We start from the raw sequence: 24,098 nt of genomic DNA on the forward strand, positions 1-24,098 counted from the left end.
AGGGGCAGTTTCATGCTTAAACCGATAGCCGTTATGACAGCATCCTTGCTGCTGAGTGCCTGTGCGTCGGTGTCTGTGCAGGATTACGCACAGCGCCAGCCTAAGCTTGACCCTCGCCAGTTTTTCGATGGCAAGTTGTGCGCCGATGGTGTGGTACGCGATTGGAAAGGTGAACAGATTCGCCAGTTTAATGCTCGCATTCTCGCCAGTTGGGACGCCGACGGTGTTGGCACATTAGATGAGGTGTTTCAGTTTGACGACGGTATTGAAACCCGCATTTGGACGTTAACGCCAATAACAAATAGCGATGGTCAGCGCGCCTACCGTGCCGAGGCCAGCGATGTGCCAGAAGCTACTGTTATGAATTTTGCCGGCAATGCCATTCATATGAATTACCTGCTGCGCTATGGCCAACCGGGCGACACCATAGATCTAACTATGGATGATTGGATGTTTAAAGTCGCCGATGGCGTAGTGGTGAATGAAACCACCATGAGCAAATGGGGTTTTGATGTTGGCCAGGTGTTGCTAGTAATGCGTAAAGTGGATGATGGGCATGAGTGTATCGGCGAAGCGCACTAAGTCAGCGTGTAAAGTAATACGGTAATTGTGTAGACACCTTGAGCGCTGTGGTCAATCGCTAGCGCTTGTAATCAGTTTTTTGGGGGTTAGGGAAAGATGCCGGTCGATTTATCAGAAACTTTGGTGGTGGGTGTTTCAGCAACGGCGTTGTTTGATCTGTCAGAGGCTGATCGTGTATTTCGAGAAAAACGGGCTCAGGACCCGGAAACGGCTGTTCTTGAATACAGGGATTACATGCTCCAGCATGAAGATGAGCCGCTGGAAGATGGCACCGGTATGCCTCTGGTTAAGGCGCTATTGGCACTCAATGAGCATCAGGATGCTTCTGCACCGGACCCAATTGTCGAAGTCGTTATTATTTCTAAAAATAGCCCGGAAACAGGATTTAGAGTCCTGAAAGAAATAAAGCGACGAGGTCTCGCCATTACCCGATCGGCATTTACTGCCGGGGAGCCGAGCTCCGATTATCTTGAGGCATTCTATGTTGATCTCTTTTTGACCACGGATGAGCAGGACGCCCAAAGTGTGGTTGATAGTAAGGTTTGTGCCGGTGCGATTGTAAAAGAACCACCCAAGTCTTCATGCGGATTGAGGAGTGATCAGGTGAGAATTGCCTTTGATGCTGACGCGGTACTGTTCAATGAAGACAGTGAACTGATCTATCAAAGAGACGGGTTAGATAAGTTTCTGGAAATGGAAGACCTGCAGAAGGAAGTTCCTCTACAAGAAGGGCCGCATGCAAACTTGCTCAAAAAATTGTCAAATATACAAGAGCGTCTGCCAGGGCAGATCGAGCATTCTCCTGTTCGATTGGCGATTGTGACTGCCAGGAATAGCCCAGCAGAAATGAGGGTCATCAACACCATTCGAGCATGGAACGTTTATATAGATCAGGCATTCTTTCTCGGCGGGCTAGAAAAGGGTCGGTTCTTGAAAGCGTTTAAGCCTCATATTTTCTTTGACGATCAAGATACTCATCTAGACGTTGCTGCTTTGGAAGTGCCCAGCGCCAAGGTGTTATACCCAAGTGATTCGCCGCTTAAAAAGATACTGGAGCAGAAGAAGGGTTCAGTGAGCCAGTAGAGGCATGCGTTAGTAATCAGGAAAATAACTTGCAGGGAGGAAGATATGATTAACCGGATGATGACCGCTGTTTACGTCAGCGACCTTGCTCGCTCAAAAACCTTTTATCAAGAGTTATTGGGGATCAATGCAGTATTTGACACAGACTGGATTGTCCAGCTAGCGGATCCGGACAGCGGCGATGTGTGCCTGATGCTGCAACCTCAACAGCATGAGCTGGTACCGACGAGTTTCCAACAGCTTCCGCAAGGTGTTTGTCTGGTGTTTGTTGTGGATGATGTTGACGAGCGGTATCAATACGCCCTTTCCAAAGGGTGGCCGATCGTGCAGGAGCCACGGAATGAGGATTATGGCCAGCGACGTTTTTTGATGGCTGACCCTGATGGCGTATTGATTGATATCAGCACGCCCTGTGAGCCATCGGCCGAGTTTTTTGCGCAGTATTTTTAAACTCTAAGTGAAATTATGGAAAAATTTATTGCGATCGCTCTCATAATGCTCAGTTTTGCGGCTAATGGCGAAAAGGTTATAGATCATACGCGACAGCGCTCTATTCCTGTTGAAATTTTCCATCCGGCTGCCAGTGAACAGTGCATGCAGTCATCAAAATGCCTAGTAGCCTTTGTGAGTGCTGGTTATGGTGTTTCTCATACTTGTTATCAGTTTTTAGTGGATGTATTAACAGAGCAAGGTTTTTTAGTGGTTGCGATAGGAGACGAGTTAGCAGGTGATCCACCTTTATCTGTCACTGGCAACTTGTTTGAAACTCGTGCAGAAAACTGGGCGCGTGGTGCGCAAACGCTAAGTTTTATTCGGCAAGTCTTATCCAGCAAATACCCCAGCTATGACTTTGATCATTTAACCTTAGTGGGGCATTCCAATGGGGGCGATATTTCTGCCTGGCTGATTCGACAGTCACCTGATTATGTGGAAGCCATTATTACCCTAGATCATCGCCGAGTGCCGCTACCAAGGTCAGACAAGATTAAGGTGTTGTCATTGCGTGCCAGTGATTTTGATGCCAATGAGGGTGTATTGCCCAACCCGCGCGAACAAAAACTCTATGCGAGTTGCATTATTAACATGGCTAACGCTCGCCATAATGATATGACGGACCTAGGCCCTGAGCGGTTGCAACTGGATATGCAAAGTATTATTCGTCAGTGGTTGCAGGATAATGCGTCTTGCAGCCTTTCTGCTTAGTTGATGGGGTTGTTGGAGATTTATGGGTGAAGCAACCCTGTTAAAGACGACATCATTGCTGAAGTGGGTGATGACTTCAGGTGCGGAATGCAAGTGTTGTTGACGCTGCTAGAAGCAGTGTCGGAACATTTCGAGGGTGAGGTCACTAATGCGTATGCATATGCCAGAGTATTCTGGCATTCCGGAGGGGAGGAGAGTGTTCTGGTGGCGCATCGAGTCGCTTGTTGGCAGTTTCTGGATCAAATAAAGGAAACGCCGTCTCCAAGCTCTGTAGTAGGCAATGCTGTTCGTTCCCTGATTTGTGTAATGTATGTAGAAACTGAGTATGACGATGTAGGTGATACAGTCTGGTGTTTCTTGGAGTTTATGCAGGAAGCTGGTGTGAGATCAGAGGATTTAGTTGGGCTTGTACTGACTAGTTCTTAGGTTACCTTGATGGCTGGTTATACCGTTATCTTGAAGTCCTGCCCGTCCAGTCTGGCATTTGCCGCTGGGCGGCGTACAATCGCGCCATCATGAGTAAAGGTTGTGATCTAAGGGGATGCACCGTGAGTCAAATTACCCAGTCTCAAGTTGAGCAAGCCATCCAAGGCTATACCGACCCGTATCTAAACAGTGATCTCCTCAGTGCCGGTGCTCTGCGTTGCGTGAGCATTAGCAATAACAATGAGATCGAAGTGGATCTGCACCTGCAGTATCCAAGTGGTTTTTTGGCCAATGGCGTTGAGCAAATGCTGCAAACGGCCATTGAAAACATCGATGGCTGCCAATCCGCCAATGTCAAAATCAGCTGGGAAGTGCTGGAAAACAAAAGCCAGAACAGCGCTGATGCCATTGAGCAGGTCAAAAACATTGTGGCTGTGGCATCGGGCAAAGGTGGCGTCGGTAAATCGACCACTTCTGTGAATTTGGCGTTGGCATTGGCCAAAGACGGCGCCAAAGTGGGTTTGTTAGACGCCGATATTTATGGTCCTAGTCAGGGCATTATGCTGGGCGTAGACGAGGGTACGCGACCTGAGACTATCGATGATAAATGGTTTGTGCCGATTGAAGCCCACGGCATTAAAACCATGTCGATGGCCTATTTGGTCACTGAGTCGACGCCTATGGTGTGGCGCGGGCCTATGGTTGCCGGTGCATTGCAGCAAATTCTGACTCAAACCCAATGGGGCGAGCTGGATTATTTGATTATCGATATGCCGCCGGGCACCGGTGACATCCAACTGACTTTAAGTCAGAAATTCCCGGTATCGGGTGCAGTGATTGTGACCACGCCGCAGGACATTGCTCTGGCTGATGCTAAAAAAGGCATTGAAATGTTCAATAAGGTGAACATTCCAGTGATGGGCATGATTGAAAACATGAGCATGCATATTTGCTCCAACTGCGGCCATGCCGAGCCTATTTTTGGCCAAGATGGCGCTGATGAGCTGGCGCAGCGCTACGATACCCAAGTGCTGGGCTCACTGCCGTTGTCTAAATACATTCGTGAGCAAAGTGACGCCGGCACTCCAGTGGTTGCCGCCGATGATTGCTCCGAGGTGTCGATGATGTATCGCCACGCCGCGCGCCACTTAGCCGTGGCCTTGATGCACCAGGCACAAAACCGTCAGGTCATGCCCAGTATTGAAATTAGTGATGACTAGCGTCTCGCTATAACCCAGATATGCCAAAGTGCGCACTTAGGTATCTTATTTGCGCACTTGGGTCATTTACCCGGCGTTTTGTCAGGGTAAACTGCGCTCATCAACAATAAATGTGCAGGTAGCCTTTGATGAGTCAGTATCCCCATCTGTTTGAACCTTTAGATCTGGGTTTTACCCAACTGAAAAACCGCATCATGATGGGTTCCATGCACGTCGGGCTGGAAGATCGTCCTTGGCACTTTGACGAAATGGCTGCCTACTTTGCTGAGCGCGCTCGTGGTGGCACCGGCCTGATGGTGACCGGTGGTTTTTCTCCTAACCGCCGCGGCGATTTGCTGCCATTTGGCTCCAAGCTGATCAGTGGCTGGCAGGTGCCGTTCCATAAAAAAGTCACCTCAGCGGTGCATGAGGCGGCGTCAGACAGCAAAATATTGCTGCAAATTCTGCATGCCGGACGTTACGGCTATACCCCGTTTAACGTTGCGCCATCGGCGATTAAATCGCCCATTACGCCCTTTAAACCAAAAGAATTAAGCGCCAAGCAAATCGAAAAAACCGTCGATGATTATGTGCGTTGCGCCAAGCTGGCGCAAAAGGCCAACTACGATGGCATCGAGATCATGGGCTCGGAAGGCTATTTTATCTGCCAGATGCTGAATAAGCGCGTCAATAAGCGTACCGATGAATGGGGTGGGTCCTACGAAAATCGCATGCGCTTCCCGCTGGAAGTGGTGCGTCGCATTCGTGCTGCAGTGGGTGAGCAGTTTATTTTAATGTTCCGCCTGTCGATGCTGGATTTGGTCGAAGACGGCTCAGATATGGCCGAAGTGATTCAGCTAGCAAAAGAGCTGGAAAAAGCCGGCGTTAACCTGATTAATACCGGTATCGGCTGGCACGAAGCACGGGTGCCGACCATTGTCACTTCGGTGCCACGGGCTGCATTTACCGACGTGACGGCTCAGGTCAAAGCTGCAGTGTCTGTACCTGTGGTGGCGTCTAACCGCATTAATATGCCTGACGTAGGTGAAACCATTATTGCCAGTGGTCAGGCCGATATGATTTCTATGGCCAGGCCTTTGTTGGCCGACCCTGAGTGGGCCAATAAAGCGCGCGAAGATCGCGCTGATGAAATTAATACCTGCATCGCCTGTAACCAGGCCTGCCTTGATCATACCTTTGAAAACAAACGCGCTAGCTGTTTGGTCAACCCGCGCGCTGGCCATGAAACTCAGCTGCTCTATACCCCAGTGGCCCAGCCGAAAAAAGTCGCTGTGGTCGGTGCTGGTCCTGCAGGTTTGGCTTGTGCCAATGTCGCGGCTCAGCGTGGCCACAAGGTCACCTTATTTGAAGCGCGCGGCAATATTGGCGGTCAGTTTAATTACGCCGCGAAAATTCCCGGTAAAGAAGAGTTTTACGAAACTATTCGCTATTTCCACAAAATGATCGAGGTGCACAATATCGACTTGCGCCTCAATACTTGGGTGGATGCTGAGCAATTAAAAGCCGAAGGTTTTGATGAAGTGGTGGTGGCATCTGGGGTTGAACCACGTGTGCCGAATATGCCGGGCGTGGATCACGCCAAGGTGGTCACTTATCAAGATGTGTTGGATAAAGGCCTGCAGCTGGGTAAAAAAGTCGCCATTATGGGTGCCGGTGGTATCGGCTACGACATGGTCGAGTACCTGACCCACGAAGGCCCATCCATTACCCTCGATAAAGACGCCTGGATGAAAGAGTGGGGCGTTGATGGCAGCAACTCGGTGCGCGGCGGTTTAAAACCGGCGGATATTGAAGAGTCGCCACGTAAAGTTTATATGCTGCAGCGTAAAGCCTCGCGTTTTGGCAAAGGGCTCAACAAAACTACTGGCTGGGTGCACCGCGCCATTGTGGCGATGAAAGGCGTTGAAACCATTGGCGGCGTTAGCTACGACAAGGTCGATGACGCTGGTTTGCACATCACCATTACCCGTGGCAAAGAGGGTGAAGAAGTAAAAGAAACCCGCGTACTCGATGTTGACCATGTGGTGCTGTGTGCAGGCCAAGTGTCGGTGAACAAACTTCACCAGCAGTTGGAGCAAGACAGCAGCAAAACCTTTGCCTTGCACTTGGTGGGCGGTGCTGAGTTTGCTGGCGAGCTGGACGCCAAGCGTGCCATTAAGTTGGCCAGCGAATTAGCTGCCACGTTATAACCCTAGCGTTAGTCTCCGCCGGTGATTCAATCGCTGGCACTATTGGGCCTTGTTAGCAAGGCCCGTCCTTTGGTGTGCTCTCTGGCAGAGTACAAGCGTTGCAAATGAGCACTGCCTCCCTGCGGAAAGTGGGTCTGTATTGCTATGCTGATGGCTATTGCATAGGCATCAGGAGCCGTTATGCCTGTCAGGCCATCACCCCAAGTCGATCATCTGGGCCAAAACGCCCATCTGCGCCGCAAGCGGCGTGGCTTGTTGTTGCAGCTAATGTTGATTGCTTCTTGGGCGCTGGCTTGCCTATCGTTCGGTTACGATTTTAAAAGCAAGGTCGATGCAGATGTGGTGTCCAAGCTGGCTGAGTTTATTATCTTCGTGACAGGCATGAGCATGGCCCAACTCAGCTCCTTGACCCAGCATGCCAGACGGCCGTTGGTATTGGGCTTCTTTTTTATCAGTGTCTCCAGCGTCAGTGACTGGATCGACGAATTTGTCAGTTATACCGAGCAAGTAGATGTCGTTATCGAGACGGTTGAGGCGATGTTTGCCTTTGGGCTGATCTTTGCGGGCATCGGTTTTTATCGCTGGTTGCAGTGGCAGGAGCAGATCCTGGCACAGCAGGCTGAGCGAACTCAGCACTTTCGTTTGTTAAGCGAGTTGGATGGCCTCACCGATGTATACAACCGTGCGGTGCTGGATCGTGAATTGCCACAACAACTGCAGCTGGCACAACAGGCGCGTGGTGATCTGGCCTTATTACTGATCGATCTGGATCATTTTAAGCGCATCAATGATCAATACGGTCACAGTGTGGGCGATCAGGTACTGCGAGGCTTTGCTCATATGCTCAAGTCCGTATTCAATAATCATAAACTGATATTTCGTTATGGGGGTGAAGAGTTTGCGCTATTGCTGCCGGCCATGTCCGCCAGTGGTGCAGCACAGGTGGCGGAGCGTTTGCGTCAGGCGACGCAATCGATGACAGTCGATAATCAAGATGGTCACAATGTGACAGTAACGACCAGTGTCGGTGTGGCCCTGGCCGAGCCGGGCGACACGGCCATGTCACTGTTACAGCGTGCCGATGAGGCCTTGTATCAAGCCAAACAATCGGGCCGTAATCGGGTGTGCCTGGCTGATGTTGGCTGAGTGCTCGGACGGGCCGCGCAATGTGTGCCCTTGTCAGATCACAGCGCTATCAGGCTGGTCGGCAGTGGTTGCTTCGTCATCGTTGTGATACTCACTGAGCGGCAACTGTAGTATCAAGTCAAAGCCCAAACCATCGCCCCAGTGCAGCTGTCCATGTAATACATCGATGACCAAGTTATGGCATTCATACAGGCCGAGGCCGCGGCTGCCTGCTTGGCTGCGACAGGTCGTGTAAAACGGCTGGAAAACCCGTTCGCGATCACTGCTGGCTATGCCGCAGCCATTGTCGGAGTAGCGAATGCACAGGGCATCATCGCTATCGTAAACGCTGACTCGGATATCCAGGGGGTGCCCTGAATTGTGGCGCAGGCTGTTATCGACCAGCTGATTTAACACTCTGCCCAGGGCATCGTTGTCGCCGTACCAGTGTTGAATAAAGCTGGTGACCTTCACTTTGAGTTGCAGTTGTGGATCGAGGCGCAGGATTTCGTTGCGCCAGTGGCGAAACCAGGAGCGCAAGTGCATCAGCTCGCGCCAATGTTGGCCGTCCAGCAAGGCTGCACTGCGCATTACTTGATTCAGGTCTTTTAACCGCGCTATGCCTTGATCAATATGCTGACAGCCGTCCAGCAGCTGTTGTTTTAGACCTTCCCCGCGTACCGCCTGGATGCTTTCGCTGAGGTAGCTTTGTGCCATTTGCACGTTGCCCAGTGGGGTATTCATTTCATGAGCAACGCCCATTACTAATTGTTTTAATGACTGGGTTTTATCGGCCTGCATTTGCTCCAGTCGCGCCCGTTGTTGAACCTGAGCTGTCACGTCTTGGGCTGAGCCAATCCAGGCGGCGCTTGAGCCAGCCAACTCACCATCTCGGCGCTGCCGCATACTGATATTTAGCCAGCGACGTTGCGAGCCTGCGCCTGTAATCAGCGTGTGTCCTTGGATTTGCCCTTGTTGTTCAAGGCGTGGCCAAAACTGATCCAGGCTGGCCTTTTCGAATAGCTCATCAAAGCTCGGTAGTTGATCGGTATCGCAATGCGATTTATTTATCATGCGCCGCCAGGAGGGGTTGGACTTGGTAAAACGGCCGCTCTGGTCAATCTGAAAATGACCCGATAAGGCGTTGTGATATAGGTCTTCGTAGCTGCGTAAATACTGAATCGCTTGCTCTTGGCTTTGCAAGCGCTGTTGTCGGGCGCGTAGTTCATTGCGTTGCAACCGAGTGATGCGCTCGCCCAGAGCCATCGATAATAAGATGATCTCGACAAAGGAGCCGAGTTGATAACTAAACAAGGTCAGTGCATTGGTCGGTAGCCAGCCTAATGAGCGTAAGTTGGTAAACACCATGCCGACGATAAACATCAGCCAAGCGATGCAGAAATATCGCGCTGCTTTTTCGCCTTTGCGCCAAACTCGTACTCCCATGGTCAGTGCCGACAGCGTGATCAGGGTGCTGAGTACATTCTGTGCCAATAGTAGTGAGCCATAGGGCAGCCATAGGCTCAGTGCAACCGATAGCGCCATAAGGCCAGCAAATACACTAAAGCCGCGATTCATGATCGGGCTGTGGTGTGACAGGCGCAGAAAACGCGCGACAAACAAGCACAACAGCAGTTGATTTACACCAAACAACATGGGCAGGGCGTATTGATTGAGCTGCGGTAAGTTGGGCCACAATAACTGAAAGGCCGAGCCTTCATAGCTCATATGCAGCAGTAAAAACGACAGCACAAAACCAGAGTAGAGCAGGTAGCTGCGATCGCGTGTGGTCAGGGCAATAAACAGGTTGTACAGTCCCATGACCAGCAGTGCTCCCATAAAACCACCACGGAGCAGGTTGTGGCTGAGCAAATCATGACGCAGCTGGGCATCACTGATCAGCCAGGCGGGCAGCTGACTGGTGCCCTGACTGCGAAGGCGTATATAGACATCGACCTCGCCCTGGGCTTGGATCGGCAAGATCAGATCGGGATGATCAAAGGCACGCGGTTGAAACGGCAAGCTGTCGCCAGCGGCCTGATGATGACAGTCATTAGCCTGGCAGACGTACAGATCGACTCGATCTAACAGCGAATAGCGTATCCATAACCACCAGGGCACAGTGCCGACATCCAAGCGGCGGTGAAACCAGATGGCAGCGTCGCTGTAGCCAAAGTTGGGATGCTCTGACTGGCTGGTTTGCCAGTCGGTGCGTTGGCGCACATCGTTAAGCTGCAGTTGCTGGCTAGGATCGAGCAGTGATTTGGCCTCACTGCCAAAAGCATATTGCTGCTGCGGTGTTAACGGCTGTGCCTGCAGCTCGAGCATTGAACAGAGTAATAACAGTGAAGCCAGTAAGCCCCTGCCCATGCTGCTCTCCTTGCCTTAGTCCGGTGTTGGATGGTTGCGAACGGCGTGCCTATCAATAGGCGAGGGCGACAATCATCAGACTGAGCCAGCTCACCATGCCGATGATTAAGATTCCCCACTCGATGGCGGTCAGGTCGGTATTTTGAGCGTAAAAATGCAGTCTGCGATCATGCAAGCGATTGATGGTTAGGTTGATCTGGGCATTGGGCAAGGTCAGCAGTAGAGCCAGAAATCCACCCGAAAGATGACCGCTGGCCATAAACCACAGGCTAAGCAGCAAGGGCAAAATAAACAGCCAATAGGCGCGCCAGGGTTGCCATCTGGGACTGTCTCCGTCGGCCACGGCCTGTTGGTGAATGCGCTGATAGAGCTGCCACTGGCTGAATGGCCATAACAGCATGGCACGAGTGGGATTGATGTCGTCGTAACGGCTGATTTGCTGCCAGTTGGCCCAGCTCCAATAGAGGTTATACAGGCCAAAGGTGGCGAGCGATAGCTCGATAAATTTTTCCGTACCAATAGGGAAAAACAGCGCTTTCTCCTGCGCTTCCAGATGCTGTTGCATGTCGTGCTCCCATGCACTGGATAAGGGCCAACACTGAGCATGTCAGGGCCTGGGCTTTTGCGCAACTGTCATGATGGTGAGCGGGTCACTGTTTGCGTTGCTGGCACTGGCACTTGTTGCAGGCTTTCAGTACTCTTGCCGGTTCGATAACGTTTTTTATTTTATGGCTGTGTATGTTTTTTGATCAGGAACGGCTGCAGTTCTTTCGCCCTCTGACCGGCAAATACCGGGCCCAGGTTCAGCAGTGCCTGAGTGAGTTGTACCGACGCTTGTACAGCTCCAGCAGTGCGGACTACGGCCAGGCCATTGGCCGCGACACTGTGATCGAAGTGTTTCAAGAAGCGCTGGTACGAGCGCCTCTATTGGCCGAACCCGGTGACGAGCAGGAGCAAGACAGCCGCTTTCGCAACAGTCGCGAACAAGCCGGTTGGATTCTTAATCTGTTATTGGAGCACGGCTGGCTGGAAAAGCAGGTGGATGAAGCCAACTTGCAAAGCACCTTTGCCTTTACTCGCTATGGCCGGGTATTTACCGAACCATGGCTGGCCGACAGTCGTACCTCTGCGCGTACCCGTCATCGCAATACTCGTAATACCCGCAACTCCCTCGAAGCTTATCTGGAGCGTGGTGATGTGTATGATCTGCTCGATGCCTACGAGTATTCTGAGCGCATTATCAGCGACTTCACCGACGTGATTGCTGAGCTCGAAGAGCGTAAGCGTGATCTGGTGCGTGAGATGGAAGATCAGCTGCTGGTCGAACGTGCCAGTGAAGCCTTTTTTGATTTTATGGAAAAGCGCTTTCAGCCAGATTTGTCCGTACGCTTATCGGCCGATAATGTCGAGAAACACCGCGACCAAATACAACGCCTGATTGCAGCAATACGCAAACAGGATAAAAGCGTTAAAGCCGCTGCAGAAGCACGTTTACGTGAAGTGTTGCCGGAGCTGATTGAGCCGGGTCAATCGGTATTGTGGCAAATACTCGATGGCATCGAACAAAGATTGCGCAATGCCAGCGATATTATGCTGCCGGCGCTGCGTCGTGCGCTGCAAAGTTTTACCAAGCGTGCCGATATTATCATTCGTCAAATGAGCTATTTGGCTTCGCAGCAACACAACGATGTATTAGCCGTGTGCAAACAGCTGGCCCAGTGCGACCGGCCACAGCAGGACGCGCTACTGCAACGAGTGGCTGGGCTAATGACCGTGCCGCAAGTATCGCTGCTCGATCCAGCCCAAGTGCGCTTAACCGCCACTAGGCAAAGACGACACATAGATGCTGGTCTGGATGAGGGCAGCGGTGATTTTGATATGGATGCTCGGCGCGATATTTATATTCAACAGGTGTTGGACCGGGCATTCTTGGTTAATCAGGAAGCGGTGCGTGGTTATATTCGCAGCCATTTAAGCCAAGGCGAAAAAGTATCTACCCGGGATTTACCGATTCAATCAGCGCAAGATTTTCTCGCCGTCGCCCATGCTATTGGTTTAGGTGCGGCGGATGGTTTATCGAGTGAATTTCAGTTTGTCGTTGAGCCTGACGACACCGCTACCACAGATGGCGGTGATTATTTTATTAAAAAAGACCACTTTACCCTCGAGCTGGTACAGAAAGAGTCCTGACCTATGTTGGAAATATTGGAACGTGAATTGGAAAAAGAGGGTTTTGACCAGCGTGATTTTTCCGAATTACTCATTCGTTTGTTGGATTACGGTGTGGTTTGCCGTGATGAAAGCCAAGTTGAACAGCAGTTATACGACCGTTTTGTGCGCTTAGAGGCGCTAGTGGCCGATTATTTATCCGTGTTAGGCATTCGCTTGCAGCACGATCGACGTTTTCAGTTTGTGCGTTTATTTCCGCCGGGTGCTCAAGTGCCAGGTATGGAAGAAACCGCACAGCTCGGTGGCCAGGCACTTAGATTACGGCTGAACCAGCAGGAAGTGGCGCTTATTTTAGTGCTCAGGGCTCAATACGATAAAGCCTTGCGTGAAGGCCAGGTGGATGAGCAAGGCTGCGTTATGGTATCGCTGGAAAGCCTCAGCATTGCCATGAAAAACTTGCTCAAGCGTACCTTGCCAGAGCAGCTGACAGAACGTAAGCAACTGTTTAAGCGGTTAAAACAATTGCGTCTGATTCAGTTGGCCAACGAAGAGCAATTGGCGGATGGTGATTTATGGCTGCGTATTCGCCCGATGATCATGAGCTATGTCAGTGATGAGGTGCTGTCGGAGTTAAGTCAAGATGATGACGACACGGTTCCTTCGCCGGAAGATACCTTAAAAGCCGAACAACAGGCGCTGTCGTCTGACCAACAGCAAGGCCAAAACGAGGGCGACAACAATGGTGACAACAGCAGCGAAAACTCTGACGTCACAAGGCTCACGTCTAATCAGGAAGATAACCTAGCAGCGGCTGTAGACGAGTCCGTGGCGATTGATGAGCAAGGCTCGCCAGTAGACGTTGATGTTATGGCTGAGCAGCCAGCGATGGCCAATGACGACGCCAGCCCTGAGGTGGCCGAACGCAGTACTCCGGCCAGTTTATTTGGAGAATAAGCCCGATGTTTCTAAAAAAGTTTATTTACGTGAACTGGGGCAATATTCCAGCCAGTGAATTCGATTTTGGCCCCATTAATCTGCTTTCGGGTGGCAATGGCTCAGGTAAAACTACCGCTGCCGATGCCATTCAAACCATTATGACGGCCGCTCACGATACGCTATTTCATTACAACCCAGGGCAAGACGAAGCGACCCAGCGCGGGCGCGGCAAAAATGTACGTACCCTGGCTTCGTACGTGCTCGGTTGTGACGATGGTAGCTACGCCCGCCCCAATGGTGCGGTGGGGTATCTGGCGGCGGTGTTTCATCCAACCTTAGGGGAGAGTGGTGAGCCTTTTACTGCGGTTATTGGTGTCAGTGCCAGTATCGATCGTGCGGGCTCGCAACCCGTCGCACGACAAAATGATCTGCAGTTTTTTATTGTAGCCGGAGAGCAGCTGGGGCTGGCCGATTTTACTCAGGACAAAGACGACGGTCGTCAGGTGCTGGAGTTAGGGCGTTTTGCCAAGCGCTTGCGTACTCGAGTGTTAAGCGAAAATGTCGAAAAATACGACACTAAAAAACAGTATTTGCGTCGCCTATACGGTGCTTTGCGTGGGCGCCATGATGCGGTAACCGAACGCGAAGCTATGAATGCTGCACGTACTTTTTCACGCTTTATGGCCTATAAGCCGGTGAAAAGTATTAATGGCTTTGTGCAGAACGAAATTTTGGAAGCCAAAGATCTAGGTGATGCTATTCGTAGTGTGTCGGATCTGATGAAGACCATTCACGCGATGGAATCAGATGCCAATACCTTGGCTCAAACCATAGAGCGGTTGAATGCCACACGTGGTGCTTCGAATCGTTATATTGATCAATGGATTGATTACAACGTTTTGGAGTACACCGCTGCACGCAGTCGTTTTTTGCATGATCAACGCAATTATCTGGACGCCAAAGAGCAGCAACAAAATATACGAGAGCGTTTCTCTCGCTCGGAAAAAGAACGAGAGCAAGCTCAGGATAGACGCAAACAATTGCGTGAGCAGCTGATTACCATGGAGGCACAGCGCCGTGGCATTGATGCGCTGCAAGATAAAGACGCCGCCGAGCAGGTTTTACAAGATGGCAAGCTGCAGCTACAGCAGCTGTCTGTGCCTTTATTGGAGCAAGAGCAGTTACTGCAGGCTACCTTGCGGGCAACGGAACTGGTACATGGTGCGCTGCAAAAATCTGCCCTGGCGATGGATGTACCTGGCCTTGGGCAGAAAAAACTATTGCAGCAAGCGCGCGATGTGCTGGCGATTAAAGACCAGGGCTCGGTGGATTTGCGCAAGTTAATGGGCCGTGACGGCCTGGATTTGTCGCCATTGGAAAGCCATTTGGAGCAGGCTCGCAGTCAGCAAAGTGCACTCAATCAGTGGCGTGAACGCTTTCATTCTGCAGAGCTGGAAAGCAGCGGTCAGAGTTTGCGTGATCAGGTTGCCAAGTTGGTTGATCGGCGTGAGCAGAAGCAACAGCAAATGTCGGCGCGCATGGCGCAGAAGCAATCGGATATCGATAGCTTGGAAGCGCGGCAGCTGAATTATCCTGGATATGTTCGCCAAGCATTGGAGGTATTAAAACGCGAATGTCCGCAGGCTGAGCCTCGGGTGTTAGCGGATTACGTCGAAGTGCGTGATCCACAGTGGCAAAACGCCATTGAGGGTTATATTGGCGGTGCCCGCTTTAGTATTTTGGTTGAGCGTGAATACGAGGCTGAAGCCGCACAAATTCTCCGGGCCATTCCTGGTGGCAGCCGGGCGCGGGTGATTCAGGGGGAAAAAGCCCGTCGCGATGCTGAGCGGCGCAGCTTGCCGGCGAATTCTATTATCCACTTGATGGATTTTGATCATGCGACGGCGCGGGCATTTTTAGAGGCCAGCTATGGCACTGTCGAGCAGGTACAGGATACCGATACCCTACGTATGACTCGCCGTGGTGTGACCCGTGACGGCTTAGGCTCGGGTGCTTATTCGATTTATCGCTGCGACCTAGACGACAGTGAGTTGGTGTTTGGTTTAGGGGCGCGAGAAAAAGCGTTGGAAGCCAAGCGCAGTGAATTGGATGCAATTGCCGAGCAGGCTAACGACGCCAGCTTTCAATTGCGCCAAGCAGAGCAGCTATTGGACGCGATTAATCTGCTTCGTCATGTGAGCTTTGCCGATCAGATACAAGCCATGCTGGACGTGCATTATCGAATGCAGCGTGCAGAGCAGTCACTGAATCAGGTGGATGTATCCGATTTTTCTCATTTGGAGCAAGAATTCCAAGTGTTAAAAGATAAGGCCGATGAGCTGGATGCATTAATTAAAGACTTGGATGGTGAGTTGGGGCGTTTACAGCAACAGCTTAACGACAGTGAAAAACTGTGTCGCAATCTCAGTGATATGCAAGAAAAAACATCGGACTACGCTGATCAAAAAGAGCAGAGCCTGCGTCAGATAGTGTCGGTGTGGCCAGAATTTGATGTTGAAAAGCGCTTGCAGCAAGCCGACGAAGAAGCGCAAAACAGTCCGGTGGAGGCCGTGGAGAATCAACGTAAATCCATTGCTCAGGAACTCAACTCGACCGCTTATGAGATTGAACGCAACATCAATGAACACAATCTGAACTGTCAGACGGTGGATGCCATTGTTTATACCCCGGATTATCGTGATGAGCACGGCGTTGACTTTTTCCGCTGTGTTTGTGCACTGGAACGTGAAGTGGAGCGAGTGCATAACCGGCTGAAAAACAATATTTTGGTGGAAAAACAAGATCAGCTGGTGCAGCTACGAGAGAGCTTTAATAACGCCTTTGTGACCAATTTGTGCCATTCGATTTATCAAGCGATTAACGATGGTAAGCGCATCCTTGAGGACCTTAATAAGGAGCTGGCGCATCATGAATTTGGTGCTGACCGCGAGCGCTATTGGTTTGATTGGGGCTGGGTGCCAGAGTACAAGGAGTACTGGCAGTTCTTTGAAGAAATCATCAAAAACCCCAGTCTTGGTGATGGTGCCACCTTGTTTAATGCCGACCTGACCGCCAGTGCTAAACGGGTGCGTGATCAGATGATGTCGATGTTGCTGGACGAAGACGAGCAAAAAGCGATGCGCGAATTGGAGCGTATATCCGACTATCGCAACTATCGTGCTTATGAAATTTATAAGCAGCCGGCCAATAAGGAGCCTATTGCTTTGAGTCAATATGGTACAGGTTCTGGCGGTCAGCTTGAAACACCGGCTTATATTATCCGCTCGGCAGCTATCACCTCGGCATTTCGTTTTAATGAAGGCGATACCCATTTGCGCATGGTATTGGTGGATGAGGCCTTCTCCAAAATGGATGAAACTCGCTCTAAGGAAGTGATCAACTATTTAACCGAGAGCCTAGGGCTACAGCTGCTGTTTATTATGCCGACCAGTAAATCAGGGCCCTTTATGGACTTGATCTCCAATCAGTTTGTGTTCAGTAAGGTCCCGTTGGTGAGCGGTCAGAAAAAAGGCGAATTGCAAACACGGGTGTTGGTGGATCGTCAGCAGTGCAATCAAGAGAAGGTTAAAGAGCTGTGGGCTAATCACAGGCGCACTATTCGTCACCAAGCGTCTCTGGATTTTATGGAGGAGTTCGCCTGATGGCGTATGGCGATGGTGATAGCTCGTTTCAGCAGGCCGGTGGTGAGGCCGGTCTGCGCCGCTTGGTGGATGCCTTTTATTTGTATATGGATAGCCTGCCAGAGGTGCAAGTTATTCGCGAGATGCATCCACAGGATTTAACCGAATCGCGCGATAAGCTAACGCTGTTTCTATGCGGCTGGCTGGGTGGTCCCAAGTTGTTTCGGGAAAAGTATGGCCCGATTCGTATCCCTGTGGCACATCGGCATTTAGATATTGGTGCAAGTGAGCGTGATGCGTGGTTGTTGTGCATGAAAAAAGCAGCCGACGATCAGCCTTGGCCGCAGGAATTTAAACAGTATCTACTGGAACAGTTGTATGTGCCTGCGGATCGCAGCCGTAATCGCCCTGATTAGTTATGGTTTGTTTGCCAATGCGGGTGTGTATCGCTGGACGGATGCCAATGGCAAGGTGCACTTTGGCGATCGCCCTCCAGCGGAGGCGCAAACCGAACAAGTTAACATCGCACCGGGTGAGAAATGGCGCGGTTTTGATATTCGTTTAACGTTCTCGGATGCCTTGCTAAAAAAAACAAAGCAACAACCGCCATTAGAAGCACAGCGTATTGAGCGAGACGTTAATCGAGTGTATCGCTTTTATGATCAAAAGCTGTACGTCGATTTTTACCGCAAGGTGCCGATGAGTATTCATGTGGTGGCCGATTTATCTGAATACCGCCGCTATTTGGCACAGCATGTTGAGGGGAATGTCCCGCCCTCATTAGGTGTTTACTTGTCTGAACGACATCAAATAGTGGTCTTTATTCACCCTGACAGACTAGGGGGATTGGAGAGCACTTATCGCACCATTAAGCATGAAACCAGTCATGCCATCTTGCACTCCATCGCAGAAGTTATGCCGGCCTGGTTGAATGAGGGCTTGGCAGAGCAAATGGAGACCCTTGAAGAGGATGTTCAACAGCGCTTTGTGATAGAACAGCATAAAGGCAATCGCCAGCATTTGATGAATCAGAGCCAGCTCATGCCTGTTAAACAATTTGTTGAACTCAACAACTCTGCCTGGAGTGAGCAAAATGCTGGTAAGGCGGTACACCAGGCAATGGCGGGTCAGTTGGTCTACTTATGTTTAAGCAAGAGTTACGGCCGTGGCTTTATTACCCGTTTAGTACACGAATATAAGCGTGGCTATCGATATGCTGCTTATCATTTACTCGACGAACATTACGTTGGCGGTGGCTCGGCCTTGACGCTGCATTGGCAAGACTGGCGAACCTCAGGTATGCATGCACCGCTCACTATTGTATTCGAATGATGCACATTAAAAGTTAGACATCTGCGATGTTAATATTGCCGCTCTATTATCAATAGTGAAGGTTCCCAGTGACGGACTACTCAGAGCAGCTGGCAAGTATTGACGATAGAGCAGTATTGGCAAAAATATATGTGGCTGCGTTAAAAGACAGTTTAACAGCCATTGGCCGCTTTGATGCTAAGCAGCTAGAACAAATTTTTTACGACTATTACCACGAGTTTTCGTTTACCAAGCTGCAGCAACGCGATCAGGTGTTGGGCTTTTATAGTCTTAAACAAGAACATGATCACCTATGGCTGGTGCATTTGTATATAGATCTTGCCTACCAGGGTAATGGGTTGGGTGGTAGCGTTATGCGCTCGCTCATCGCCCTGGCACAAGATAAGGCCCTTCCGATTCGTTTAACCGCAATTGATGGCAGTCGTGCCAATGGCTTTTATCTTAAAAATGGCTTTACCTTGCAGTGCACGGAAGATACCAATAATCATTATGCATGGCTCCCGGTTACACAATAAGTGACATATCTTATCGATATGAGGCATGGGGAGGCGGTTCTTAGCGGGCGGTTCTTTGCGGATAGTTTGTAAAGAGGCAGTTTGTAGAGGAGCGGCAGCTCGTAGGTCGAGCTGCCAGTATTTGCCGTTAACGCAAGCTGGCGATGGCTTCCGGTTCACGTCGTTGCAGTGCCCAGCCGATGGCAATAGCTGCTAAGGCTGGCGTTAGCCAAGCCATGCCACTACTGGCCATGGGCAGTTGCTGATACCAACTCTCTAAGCCGATAGGGGTCAGCTTAGCCACAGCCAAGCCGTCGTACAGTGCAATCACTGCGGTTACACCCATGGCCCAGGCAAATACACGCTCAGGGTCACGCATCCAAGGGCGTATTAATGACAGGCCTATGAGGGTCATGGTGAGTGGGTACAAAGCGACCAATACTGGGATCGACAGTTGAATGATTTGAGATAAGCCTTGGTTGGCAACAAGGGCACTGAACAGAGCCAAAGTCACTACAAATACTTTGTAGGAGATTTTTGGCATTAACTGGTTAAAGTATTCGCCGCAGCTGGTCAGCAGGCCTACCGCTGTGGTTAGGCAGGCAAGGGTAATCACCAGGGCTAAAATCAGCTGGCCAGCAGGGCCGAAGATCTCGGTAATGTAGAGGGCAATCAGCTGACCGCCGTTGTCGTACTGGCTGGCAACACTATGACTGGTCGCTCCTAGCCAAGACAGTGGCACATAGACTAATGACAAGCACACCGCTGCGATAACACCGGCCGCTAAGGTATAACGGGCAATGGATGCTTTGTCTTTAATACCGCGATCGCGGATCGATTGAATAATAACGATACCAAACACCACCGAAGCCAAGGCATCCATGGTTTGATAGCCCTGCATAAAGCCAAAGGCAAAGGCGCCGTGCTCAACGGCTGTGCCACTCGTGCCTGTCTCGCCCTGTGGAAACAGTAAAATACCAAACGCCATGATGGCCAGTACTGCGATCAGTGCTGGCGTAATGTATTTACCAATACGGTCCATAAGCTTGCCGGGTGATAGTGCCAAAAAGGCACTGACAACAAAAAAGACCAGGGTATACAGCATTAACGCGGTGGCGGATTCGCTGCTGCTATTAAGCCACGGAGCGGTACCCATTTCGAACGCTACGGTGGCGGTACGAGGAATGGCAAACAGTGGGCCAATGGAAAGATAAATGGCCAAGCCAAAAGCAATGGCTGCCCAGGCTGGTAGCGGTCGCGTTAGCTCGCGCAGGCCGCCACCACACATGGCTGCCGCGACAACGCCTAACAACGGGAGCCCAACCCCGGTCGCTAGAAAGCCCAATGTGGCCGGCCAAAATTCAACACCAGCCTGGCGGCCGACATCGGGTGGGATGATTAAGTTACCAGCACCTAAAAACAGCGCAAAGGTCATAAAACCCAGCGCTACAATATCGCTGCGTCGAAATGAGGACATACATCACCTAAGGGGGCAAATAAAAAGCCGCGATTATACGTGGCTCTGCGGCCGAAACACCAGTACTGTAGTGGTTGTCAATAGTTGCTTCGGGTTTCTCGGGTTAAGGCTACGCAGTCTTTGTCTATTGGTTGCGCAGTTTCTCGTAATGTGCTGGCTTAGCGACCTCAGCGGCCATTGGGTTTAATAACTACTGCTTGTGGCAGCGGCCCCCGCAAAATCTCCGTCTTAGTAACCTAAATAACTGCGATATTGGTTGTTCACTCTGGTGATGGGTTCCTGACGGCAGAGAGAAACCCTGCAGGCAGTCTGATGCAGAGTGATACTAGGGCTTCTGGCTAAAATCTGTTGTTTGTTGGCTGTGGTCTCCATTTGACCCTGCCGCTGCGGATTTCGCCGCTACAAGTGCGGCAGCTTAAGATGGCTGTTCTTAATGAAGCCCCTGTATTGAGTGTTGTTTTACCTGAAGTGTAGCGTTGTTTTGTTATATGCCTGGCCAAAACGTCTTCGCATTTTACTGTTTAATTTTTTTCATCTGACTATAATCCCGCCCGAATTCTGGGCACTAGGGAACCACTGAATTATTCCGCACAGCTCTGCGCGAGTGCAGCTGGCTTTCACAACAAAGCGGCGATGGTAGAAGATGGCCAGCCCTTTTCAACATCGCTAACGACGTTCTGGAAGCATGACACTTAAGCTCTACGGGAAGGCCAAAGACCCCCGGCTCTGTGTCGCCGATTTTTGAGAGCGGCAAACCAGCTTGCTGATATTGAGCCCTCTGGTGATTCAGCGTGGGCCGCGAGTGAATCAGAGGTTTCCTGGCAGTCTAGTTTCGACCAAGTTGACTAAAACCTATAAGGAATACCATGAATACAGTGAAGTTTTTCAGGTCGGCAGTGCTGCTGGCTTTCACGCTGATGCTAACCGCATTCGCACAAGCGGAAACGGCATTAGACCGATACTTGGCAAAAGACGATGGCAAGTTCGATTGGGAGTATGTTCGCAGCGAAGACAAGGACTATTATGTTGGCCATGAGATACTGGTAACGTCTCAACAATGGCTCACTGAGAAAGAAACGACCCGCCCGATTTGGCAACATGATGTCATGTTTTATTTCCCTAAGAAATTGGCGGACAATCCTCATGGTAAGCTTGCGCTCGGTACCGATTCTGCGATTATTTACGTGGCGGGTGGAACGCATTTGCGTGACTCGAAGTTTGATGACTTGTTCGGCAAGGTTGCGGCGAAATTCAATAAAATCGTGATTGAAGTGCGTCAAATACCAAACGAACCTTGGTCTTATGTAGTTGATGGTGAAGACGCAAAAGAAATGCAGGAGGATAATTTAGTATCCCGTTCTTTTGAGCTTTACCTAGATACGGGCAATGAAGAATGGCCTCTGTATTTGCCTATGGTGAAATCCGTTGTTAAAGCCATGGATGCTAGCACCGAGTATCTGGACGAGTTTCATGGTCTTTATGTTGACCGTTTCTCCATGGTGGGTGGTTCTAAGCGTGGTTGGACGACCTGGCTGACCGCTGCTGTCGATCACCGTGTGCAGGGCATTGTACCGGCGGTGATTGACGTACTGGATATTGATAAATCATTGGAAAACCAGTACGAAGCCATTGGCGATTATTATCCAATTTTGAACACCTATACCAGCAAAAACTTGCCATGCCGTTTTAAAACCGAAGACGGCCAAAAACTGTTAGAAATTGTTGATCCTATTGAATACCAAGACAGAATGGCCGGTCTGCCAAAATTCATCTTGAATGGCACCTCGGATGAGTTTTTCCAAAATACCAACAGTTTGAACTACTGGGACCAAGTGTCTGGCCCTAAGAACATTCGTTTTGTTCCCAATGCCAGTCACAATCTTCCAGAAGATGCCATTATGTCGGGCTTTGCATTTGCGAGTAAGGTGTTGGATCGTGATGGCCGTCGTTCAGCGCCTCACATCTTTTGGGAAGCCGATCGCGAAAACAACGTATTGACTGTGTACTCTTCTAAGATTCCCATGAACGTTGAGTTTTGGACTGCTGATAACGAGACACTGGATTATCGTTTAAATGTGACTGGCGATGAGGCTTGGAAGAGTAAGACGTTGCGCGCCAAACACATGAAAGTTGAATTTAAAGATCCGGATGGTGATGGCCGCTCTAAAATGTATTATGCATTTTCGAAGCCACTAGAAGCCCCTGAATCGGGCTATCGCGCCAGCTTGTTTAGTCTTGATTTTGGCATGCAAACCTTTACCACCAGCATTCATATGACACCGGAAGCGAAGCCTTTTAGTGGTCTTCACTGCCAGTAATGTGATGGTAAAACTCCCGCAGTAACAGCGGGAGTTTTACATGGTCAGGAAAGCACATAAGTGCTGGCCGGGCCAGCATTCGAATATCACTGCTATAGCCTTTTTTTTGATATTACCCTCACGAAAAGGCGTTACTCAATGCCTCGGCTGGACCTAGCTGGAACCATAAGGACATATATAGGTGTCTGAATGGTCAATTTTCCTTGCTCAATCGCAATAAGAGTGCGTGATCGTGCGGCGATCATCTGGGCTGTGCTACTTTGGGACGAGGGGTGATCAGACGTGTCTATGGTATGGAATGCGCTGCGATGAACATGTATAACGAGATCGGCCCAATGAGCATGGGTACTGTTCTAGAAATTTAATGATGGATGTCTGGTGCATATAAAAACAATAGAAGAAATAAATAGGAAATATGATTGTGATTTGGCTCTTCTGGATTATGAGTCAAAGAACCTACATTATATTGGGCATAGCAAAAAACTGAGTAGACGCATCTTTGTTAAGCTCTACACCAGTGAAAAAAGGTACTATTCGGAGCTAGCCTTGCTCGAGGTTGTAGAGAATCCTGTGCTTCTAGGCTCATTTGAGCGTGACAGCATCAGTGCCGTGATACTTGAGTATTGTGACATGCAGGATGTCTCTGAGATGTCGATAGCGACGGCGTATGAGTGTGGAAAGTTGCTTGGACGCTTTCACAGGGTGGCAACACAAGAAAGGACACAGCAAGTTAAAGGCTTGTCAGGGGATTCGCCAACGCTTTTTTCCAGAATTGATGAGACAATGAAAAGGGTAAGCTTGCACAAGGATTTTACCAAGGTGCTCAGAATCTATAACGCATTATTAGAGTTTAAGGCGGTATATCAGCAGGAGTATGAAGCGCTGCCTAAAGTCGTGTTGCATGGTGATTTTGGCTTGCGCAATATAAAGCTGGTGGGAAATGTTCCGGTGCTAATAGACTTTGAACGATCAAAGTACGAAATCGCATGGATGGATCTGGTGAAGTTCTTTAATCGTGAGGCGCAGGATGATGCTCTTCGGGATAAATTTCTTGAGGGTTATCAACAGGAATATCGAATTGCCCTTCCAAGTCCATTGCTGCAAAAGGTGTTAGAGTTTTATACGGCGATTGGAATCTATAGTTATACCATGCAGATACCCGATCAAGCGTTTAGGCTGATGGGCGATAGGATGATCGATAACCTTGATAAGTTTTGTTCCTTTCTGACAGCCTGACAAGTTCGAATTCTACACTCTCAATGTCTATGAGATCTCCGATTGAGATTTAACACAGATTTTTAGCGTGTATACCTGTATTTCCGGCTGGAGCCGTTCTAGAGGTTCATGCCAAACCCATGATTTGACGCTGAATACTTTGCTTTTTCTCTAATGTCCTTGTGGAAAAACGTGCCAGCTTTTCCGCGCCTTAGCAGGCCGCCTAAGTTGACAATGGCTGTGCCCGCAGGGGCTGCACGGATGGTAGCACCAGCCAACATCCTGCCGGGATGCAGGCTGTTGGTGTTGCGGCGATCA

At 50.1% G+C, this 24,098-nt stretch carries 18 protein-coding genes; 15 read left to right on the top strand and 3 right to left on the bottom strand.

Going from position 1 to position 24,098, the window contains the following annotated elements; translation table 11 throughout:
* Positions 1-12: 12 nt before the first annotated feature.
* The 7 genes from AC55FS_RS09565 (at position 13) to AC55FS_RS09595 (ending at position 7,849) form a co-directional block, all read left to right on the top strand.
* Positions 13-582, top strand: a complete 570-nt coding sequence (locus AC55FS_RS09565; RefSeq protein ID WP_496935859.1) for a DUF3833 domain-containing protein — start codon at positions 13-15, stop codon at positions 580-582.
* Positions 583-678: 96 nt separating this feature from the next.
* Positions 679-1,665: a 5'-nucleotidase gene (locus AC55FS_RS09570; protein ID WP_496935860.1), complete on the top strand. Its 987-nt coding sequence runs from the start codon at positions 679-681 to the stop codon at positions 1,663-1,665.
* Positions 1,666-1,710: 45 nt separating this feature from the next.
* On the top strand, positions 1,711-2,115 hold the full coding sequence (locus AC55FS_RS09575; protein WP_496935861.1) for a VOC family protein: 405 nt from the start codon (positions 1,711-1,713) through the stop codon (positions 2,113-2,115).
* A gap of 15 nt (positions 2,116-2,130) precedes the next feature.
* On the top strand, positions 2,131-2,868 hold the full coding sequence (locus AC55FS_RS09580; RefSeq protein ID WP_496935862.1) for an alpha/beta hydrolase: 738 nt from the start codon (positions 2,131-2,133) through the stop codon (positions 2,866-2,868).
* Positions 2,869-3,416: 548 nt separating this feature from the next.
* A complete protein-coding gene (apbC, locus tag AC55FS_RS09585; protein WP_496935863.1) occupies positions 3,417-4,514 on the top strand; it encodes an iron-sulfur cluster carrier protein ApbC in 1,098 nt (365 codons plus the stop codon).
* Positions 4,515-4,642: 128 nt separating this feature from the next.
* On the top strand, positions 4,643-6,703 hold the full coding sequence (locus AC55FS_RS09590) for an FAD-dependent oxidoreductase (protein ID WP_496935864.1): 2,061 nt from the start codon (positions 4,643-4,645) through the stop codon (positions 6,701-6,703).
* A 180-nt stretch (positions 6,704-6,883) separates the two neighbouring features.
* Positions 6,884-7,849 carry a GGDEF domain-containing protein gene (locus tag AC55FS_RS09595; protein WP_496935865.1) on the top strand — a complete coding sequence of 322 codons (966 nt, stop codon included), beginning with the start codon at positions 6,884-6,886 and terminating at the stop codon, positions 7,847-7,849.
* A 33-nt stretch (positions 7,850-7,882) separates the two neighbouring features.
* On the opposite strand, the gene AC55FS_RS09600 is transcribed toward AC55FS_RS09595, so the two are convergent.
* On the bottom strand, positions 7,883-10,198 hold the full coding sequence (locus tag AC55FS_RS09600) for a 7TM diverse intracellular signaling domain-containing protein (RefSeq protein WP_496935866.1): 2,316 nt from the start codon (positions 10,196-10,198) through the stop codon (positions 7,883-7,885).
* Between the two features lie 52 nt (positions 10,199-10,250).
* Positions 10,251-10,763 (bottom strand): hypothetical protein, encoded by a 513-nt coding sequence (locus AC55FS_RS09605; protein WP_496935867.1) that lies wholly within the window; start codon positions 10,761-10,763, stop codon positions 10,251-10,253.
* A 173-nt stretch (positions 10,764-10,936) separates the two neighbouring features.
* Between AC55FS_RS09605 and AC55FS_RS09610 the strand changes: the two genes are divergently transcribed.
* The 6 genes from AC55FS_RS09610 (at position 10,937) to AC55FS_RS09635 (ending at position 18,791) form a co-directional block, all read left to right on the top strand.
* Positions 10,937-12,388 (top strand): Wadjet anti-phage system protein JetA family protein, encoded by a 1,452-nt coding sequence (locus tag AC55FS_RS09610; protein WP_496935868.1) that lies wholly within the window; start codon positions 10,937-10,939, stop codon positions 12,386-12,388.
* 3 nt (positions 12,389-12,391) lie between these two features.
* Positions 12,392-13,321, top strand: a complete 930-nt coding sequence (locus tag AC55FS_RS09615; RefSeq protein ID WP_496935869.1) for a DUF4194 domain-containing protein — start codon at positions 12,392-12,394, stop codon at positions 13,319-13,321.
* Between the two features lie 5 nt (positions 13,322-13,326).
* Positions 13,327-16,965, top strand: coding sequence for an ATP-binding protein (locus tag AC55FS_RS09620; RefSeq protein ID WP_496935870.1), 3,639 nt, complete (start codon positions 13,327-13,329; stop codon positions 16,963-16,965).
* Positions 16,965-17,360 carry a group II truncated hemoglobin gene (locus AC55FS_RS09625; protein WP_496935871.1) on the top strand — a complete coding sequence of 132 codons (396 nt, stop codon included), beginning with the start codon at positions 16,965-16,967 and terminating at the stop codon, positions 17,358-17,360. The genes AC55FS_RS09620 and AC55FS_RS09625 overlap by 1 nt, the downstream gene beginning before the upstream one ends.
* Entirely contained in the window at positions 17,323-18,276 is a 954-nt protein-coding gene (locus AC55FS_RS09630) for a DUF4124 domain-containing protein (protein WP_496935872.1), read from the top strand. The genes AC55FS_RS09625 and AC55FS_RS09630 overlap by 38 nt, the downstream gene beginning before the upstream one ends.
* A 68-nt stretch (positions 18,277-18,344) precedes the next feature.
* Positions 18,345-18,791 carry a GNAT family N-acetyltransferase gene (locus tag AC55FS_RS09635; protein ID WP_496935873.1) on the top strand — a complete coding sequence of 149 codons (447 nt, stop codon included), beginning with the start codon at positions 18,345-18,347 and terminating at the stop codon, positions 18,789-18,791.
* 127 nt (positions 18,792-18,918) lie between these two features.
* Here AC55FS_RS09635 and brnQ read toward each other — a convergent pair whose 3' ends face one another.
* The gene (brnQ, locus tag AC55FS_RS09640) at positions 18,919-20,247 is read right to left on the bottom strand and encodes a branched-chain amino acid transport system II carrier protein (protein WP_496935874.1); all 1,329 of its coding nucleotides are present in this window, start codon (positions 20,245-20,247) and stop codon (positions 18,919-18,921) included.
* An 866-nt stretch (positions 20,248-21,113) separates the two neighbouring features.
* Between brnQ and AC55FS_RS09645 the strand changes: the two genes are divergently transcribed.
* Together AC55FS_RS09645 and AC55FS_RS09650 are read left to right on the top strand one after the other, a co-directional pair.
* Positions 21,114-22,565 carry a PhoPQ-activated protein PqaA family protein gene (locus AC55FS_RS09645; protein ID WP_496935875.1) on the top strand — a complete coding sequence of 484 codons (1,452 nt, stop codon included), beginning with the start codon at positions 21,114-21,116 and terminating at the stop codon, positions 22,563-22,565.
* A 378-nt stretch (positions 22,566-22,943) separates the two neighbouring features.
* Positions 22,944-23,801 carry a phosphotransferase gene (locus AC55FS_RS09650; RefSeq protein WP_496935876.1) on the top strand — a complete coding sequence of 286 codons (858 nt, stop codon included), beginning with the start codon at positions 22,944-22,946 and terminating at the stop codon, positions 23,799-23,801.
* The last annotated feature ends 297 nt before the right edge of the window (positions 23,802-24,098 follow it).

This window comes from Bacterioplanes sp. CLAM21, assembly GCF_059641015.1.

What these genes read in the sequence shown, in the direction of transcription:
- AC55FS_RS09600 (WP_496935866.1), bottom strand. Translation starts at nt 10,198, where the DNA reads ATGGGCAGGGGCTTACTGGCTTCACTGTTATTACTCTGTTCAATGCTC.
- AC55FS_RS09570 (WP_496935860.1), top strand. Translation starts at nt 679, where the DNA reads ATGCCGGTCGATTTATCAGAAACTTTGGTGGTGGGTGTTTCAGCAACG.
- AC55FS_RS09580 (WP_496935862.1), top strand. Translation starts at nt 2,131, where the DNA reads ATGGAAAAATTTATTGCGATCGCTCTCATAATGCTCAGTTTTGCGGCT.
- AC55FS_RS09630 (WP_496935872.1), top strand. Translation starts at nt 17,323, where the DNA reads ATGTGCCTGCGGATCGCAGCCGTAATCGCCCTGATTAGTTATGGTTTG.
- AC55FS_RS09620 (WP_496935870.1), top strand. Translation starts at nt 13,327, where the DNA reads ATGTTTCTAAAAAAGTTTATTTACGTGAACTGGGGCAATATTCCAGCC.
- AC55FS_RS09565 (WP_496935859.1), top strand. Translation starts at nt 13, where the DNA reads ATGCTTAAACCGATAGCCGTTATGACAGCATCCTTGCTGCTGAGTGCC.
- AC55FS_RS09645 (WP_496935875.1), top strand. Translation starts at nt 21,114, where the DNA reads ATGAATACAGTGAAGTTTTTCAGGTCGGCAGTGCTGCTGGCTTTCACG.
- AC55FS_RS09595 (WP_496935865.1), top strand. Translation starts at nt 6,884, where the DNA reads ATGCCTGTCAGGCCATCACCCCAAGTCGATCATCTGGGCCAAAACGCC.
- AC55FS_RS09625 (WP_496935871.1), top strand. Translation starts at nt 16,965, where the DNA reads ATGGCGTATGGCGATGGTGATAGCTCGTTTCAGCAGGCCGGTGGTGAG.
- AC55FS_RS09610 (WP_496935868.1), top strand. Translation starts at nt 10,937, where the DNA reads ATGTTTTTTGATCAGGAACGGCTGCAGTTCTTTCGCCCTCTGACCGGC.
- AC55FS_RS09575 (WP_496935861.1), top strand. Translation starts at nt 1,711, where the DNA reads ATGATTAACCGGATGATGACCGCTGTTTACGTCAGCGACCTTGCTCGC.
- brnQ (WP_496935874.1), bottom strand. Translation starts at nt 20,247, where the DNA reads ATGTCCTCATTTCGACGCAGCGATATTGTAGCGCTGGGTTTTATGACC.
- AC55FS_RS09615 (WP_496935869.1), top strand. Translation starts at nt 12,392, where the DNA reads ATGTTGGAAATATTGGAACGTGAATTGGAAAAAGAGGGTTTTGACCAG.
- AC55FS_RS09605 (WP_496935867.1), bottom strand. Translation starts at nt 10,763, where the DNA reads ATGCAACAGCATCTGGAAGCGCAGGAGAAAGCGCTGTTTTTCCCTATT.
- AC55FS_RS09590 (WP_496935864.1), top strand. Translation starts at nt 4,643, where the DNA reads ATGAGTCAGTATCCCCATCTGTTTGAACCTTTAGATCTGGGTTTTACC.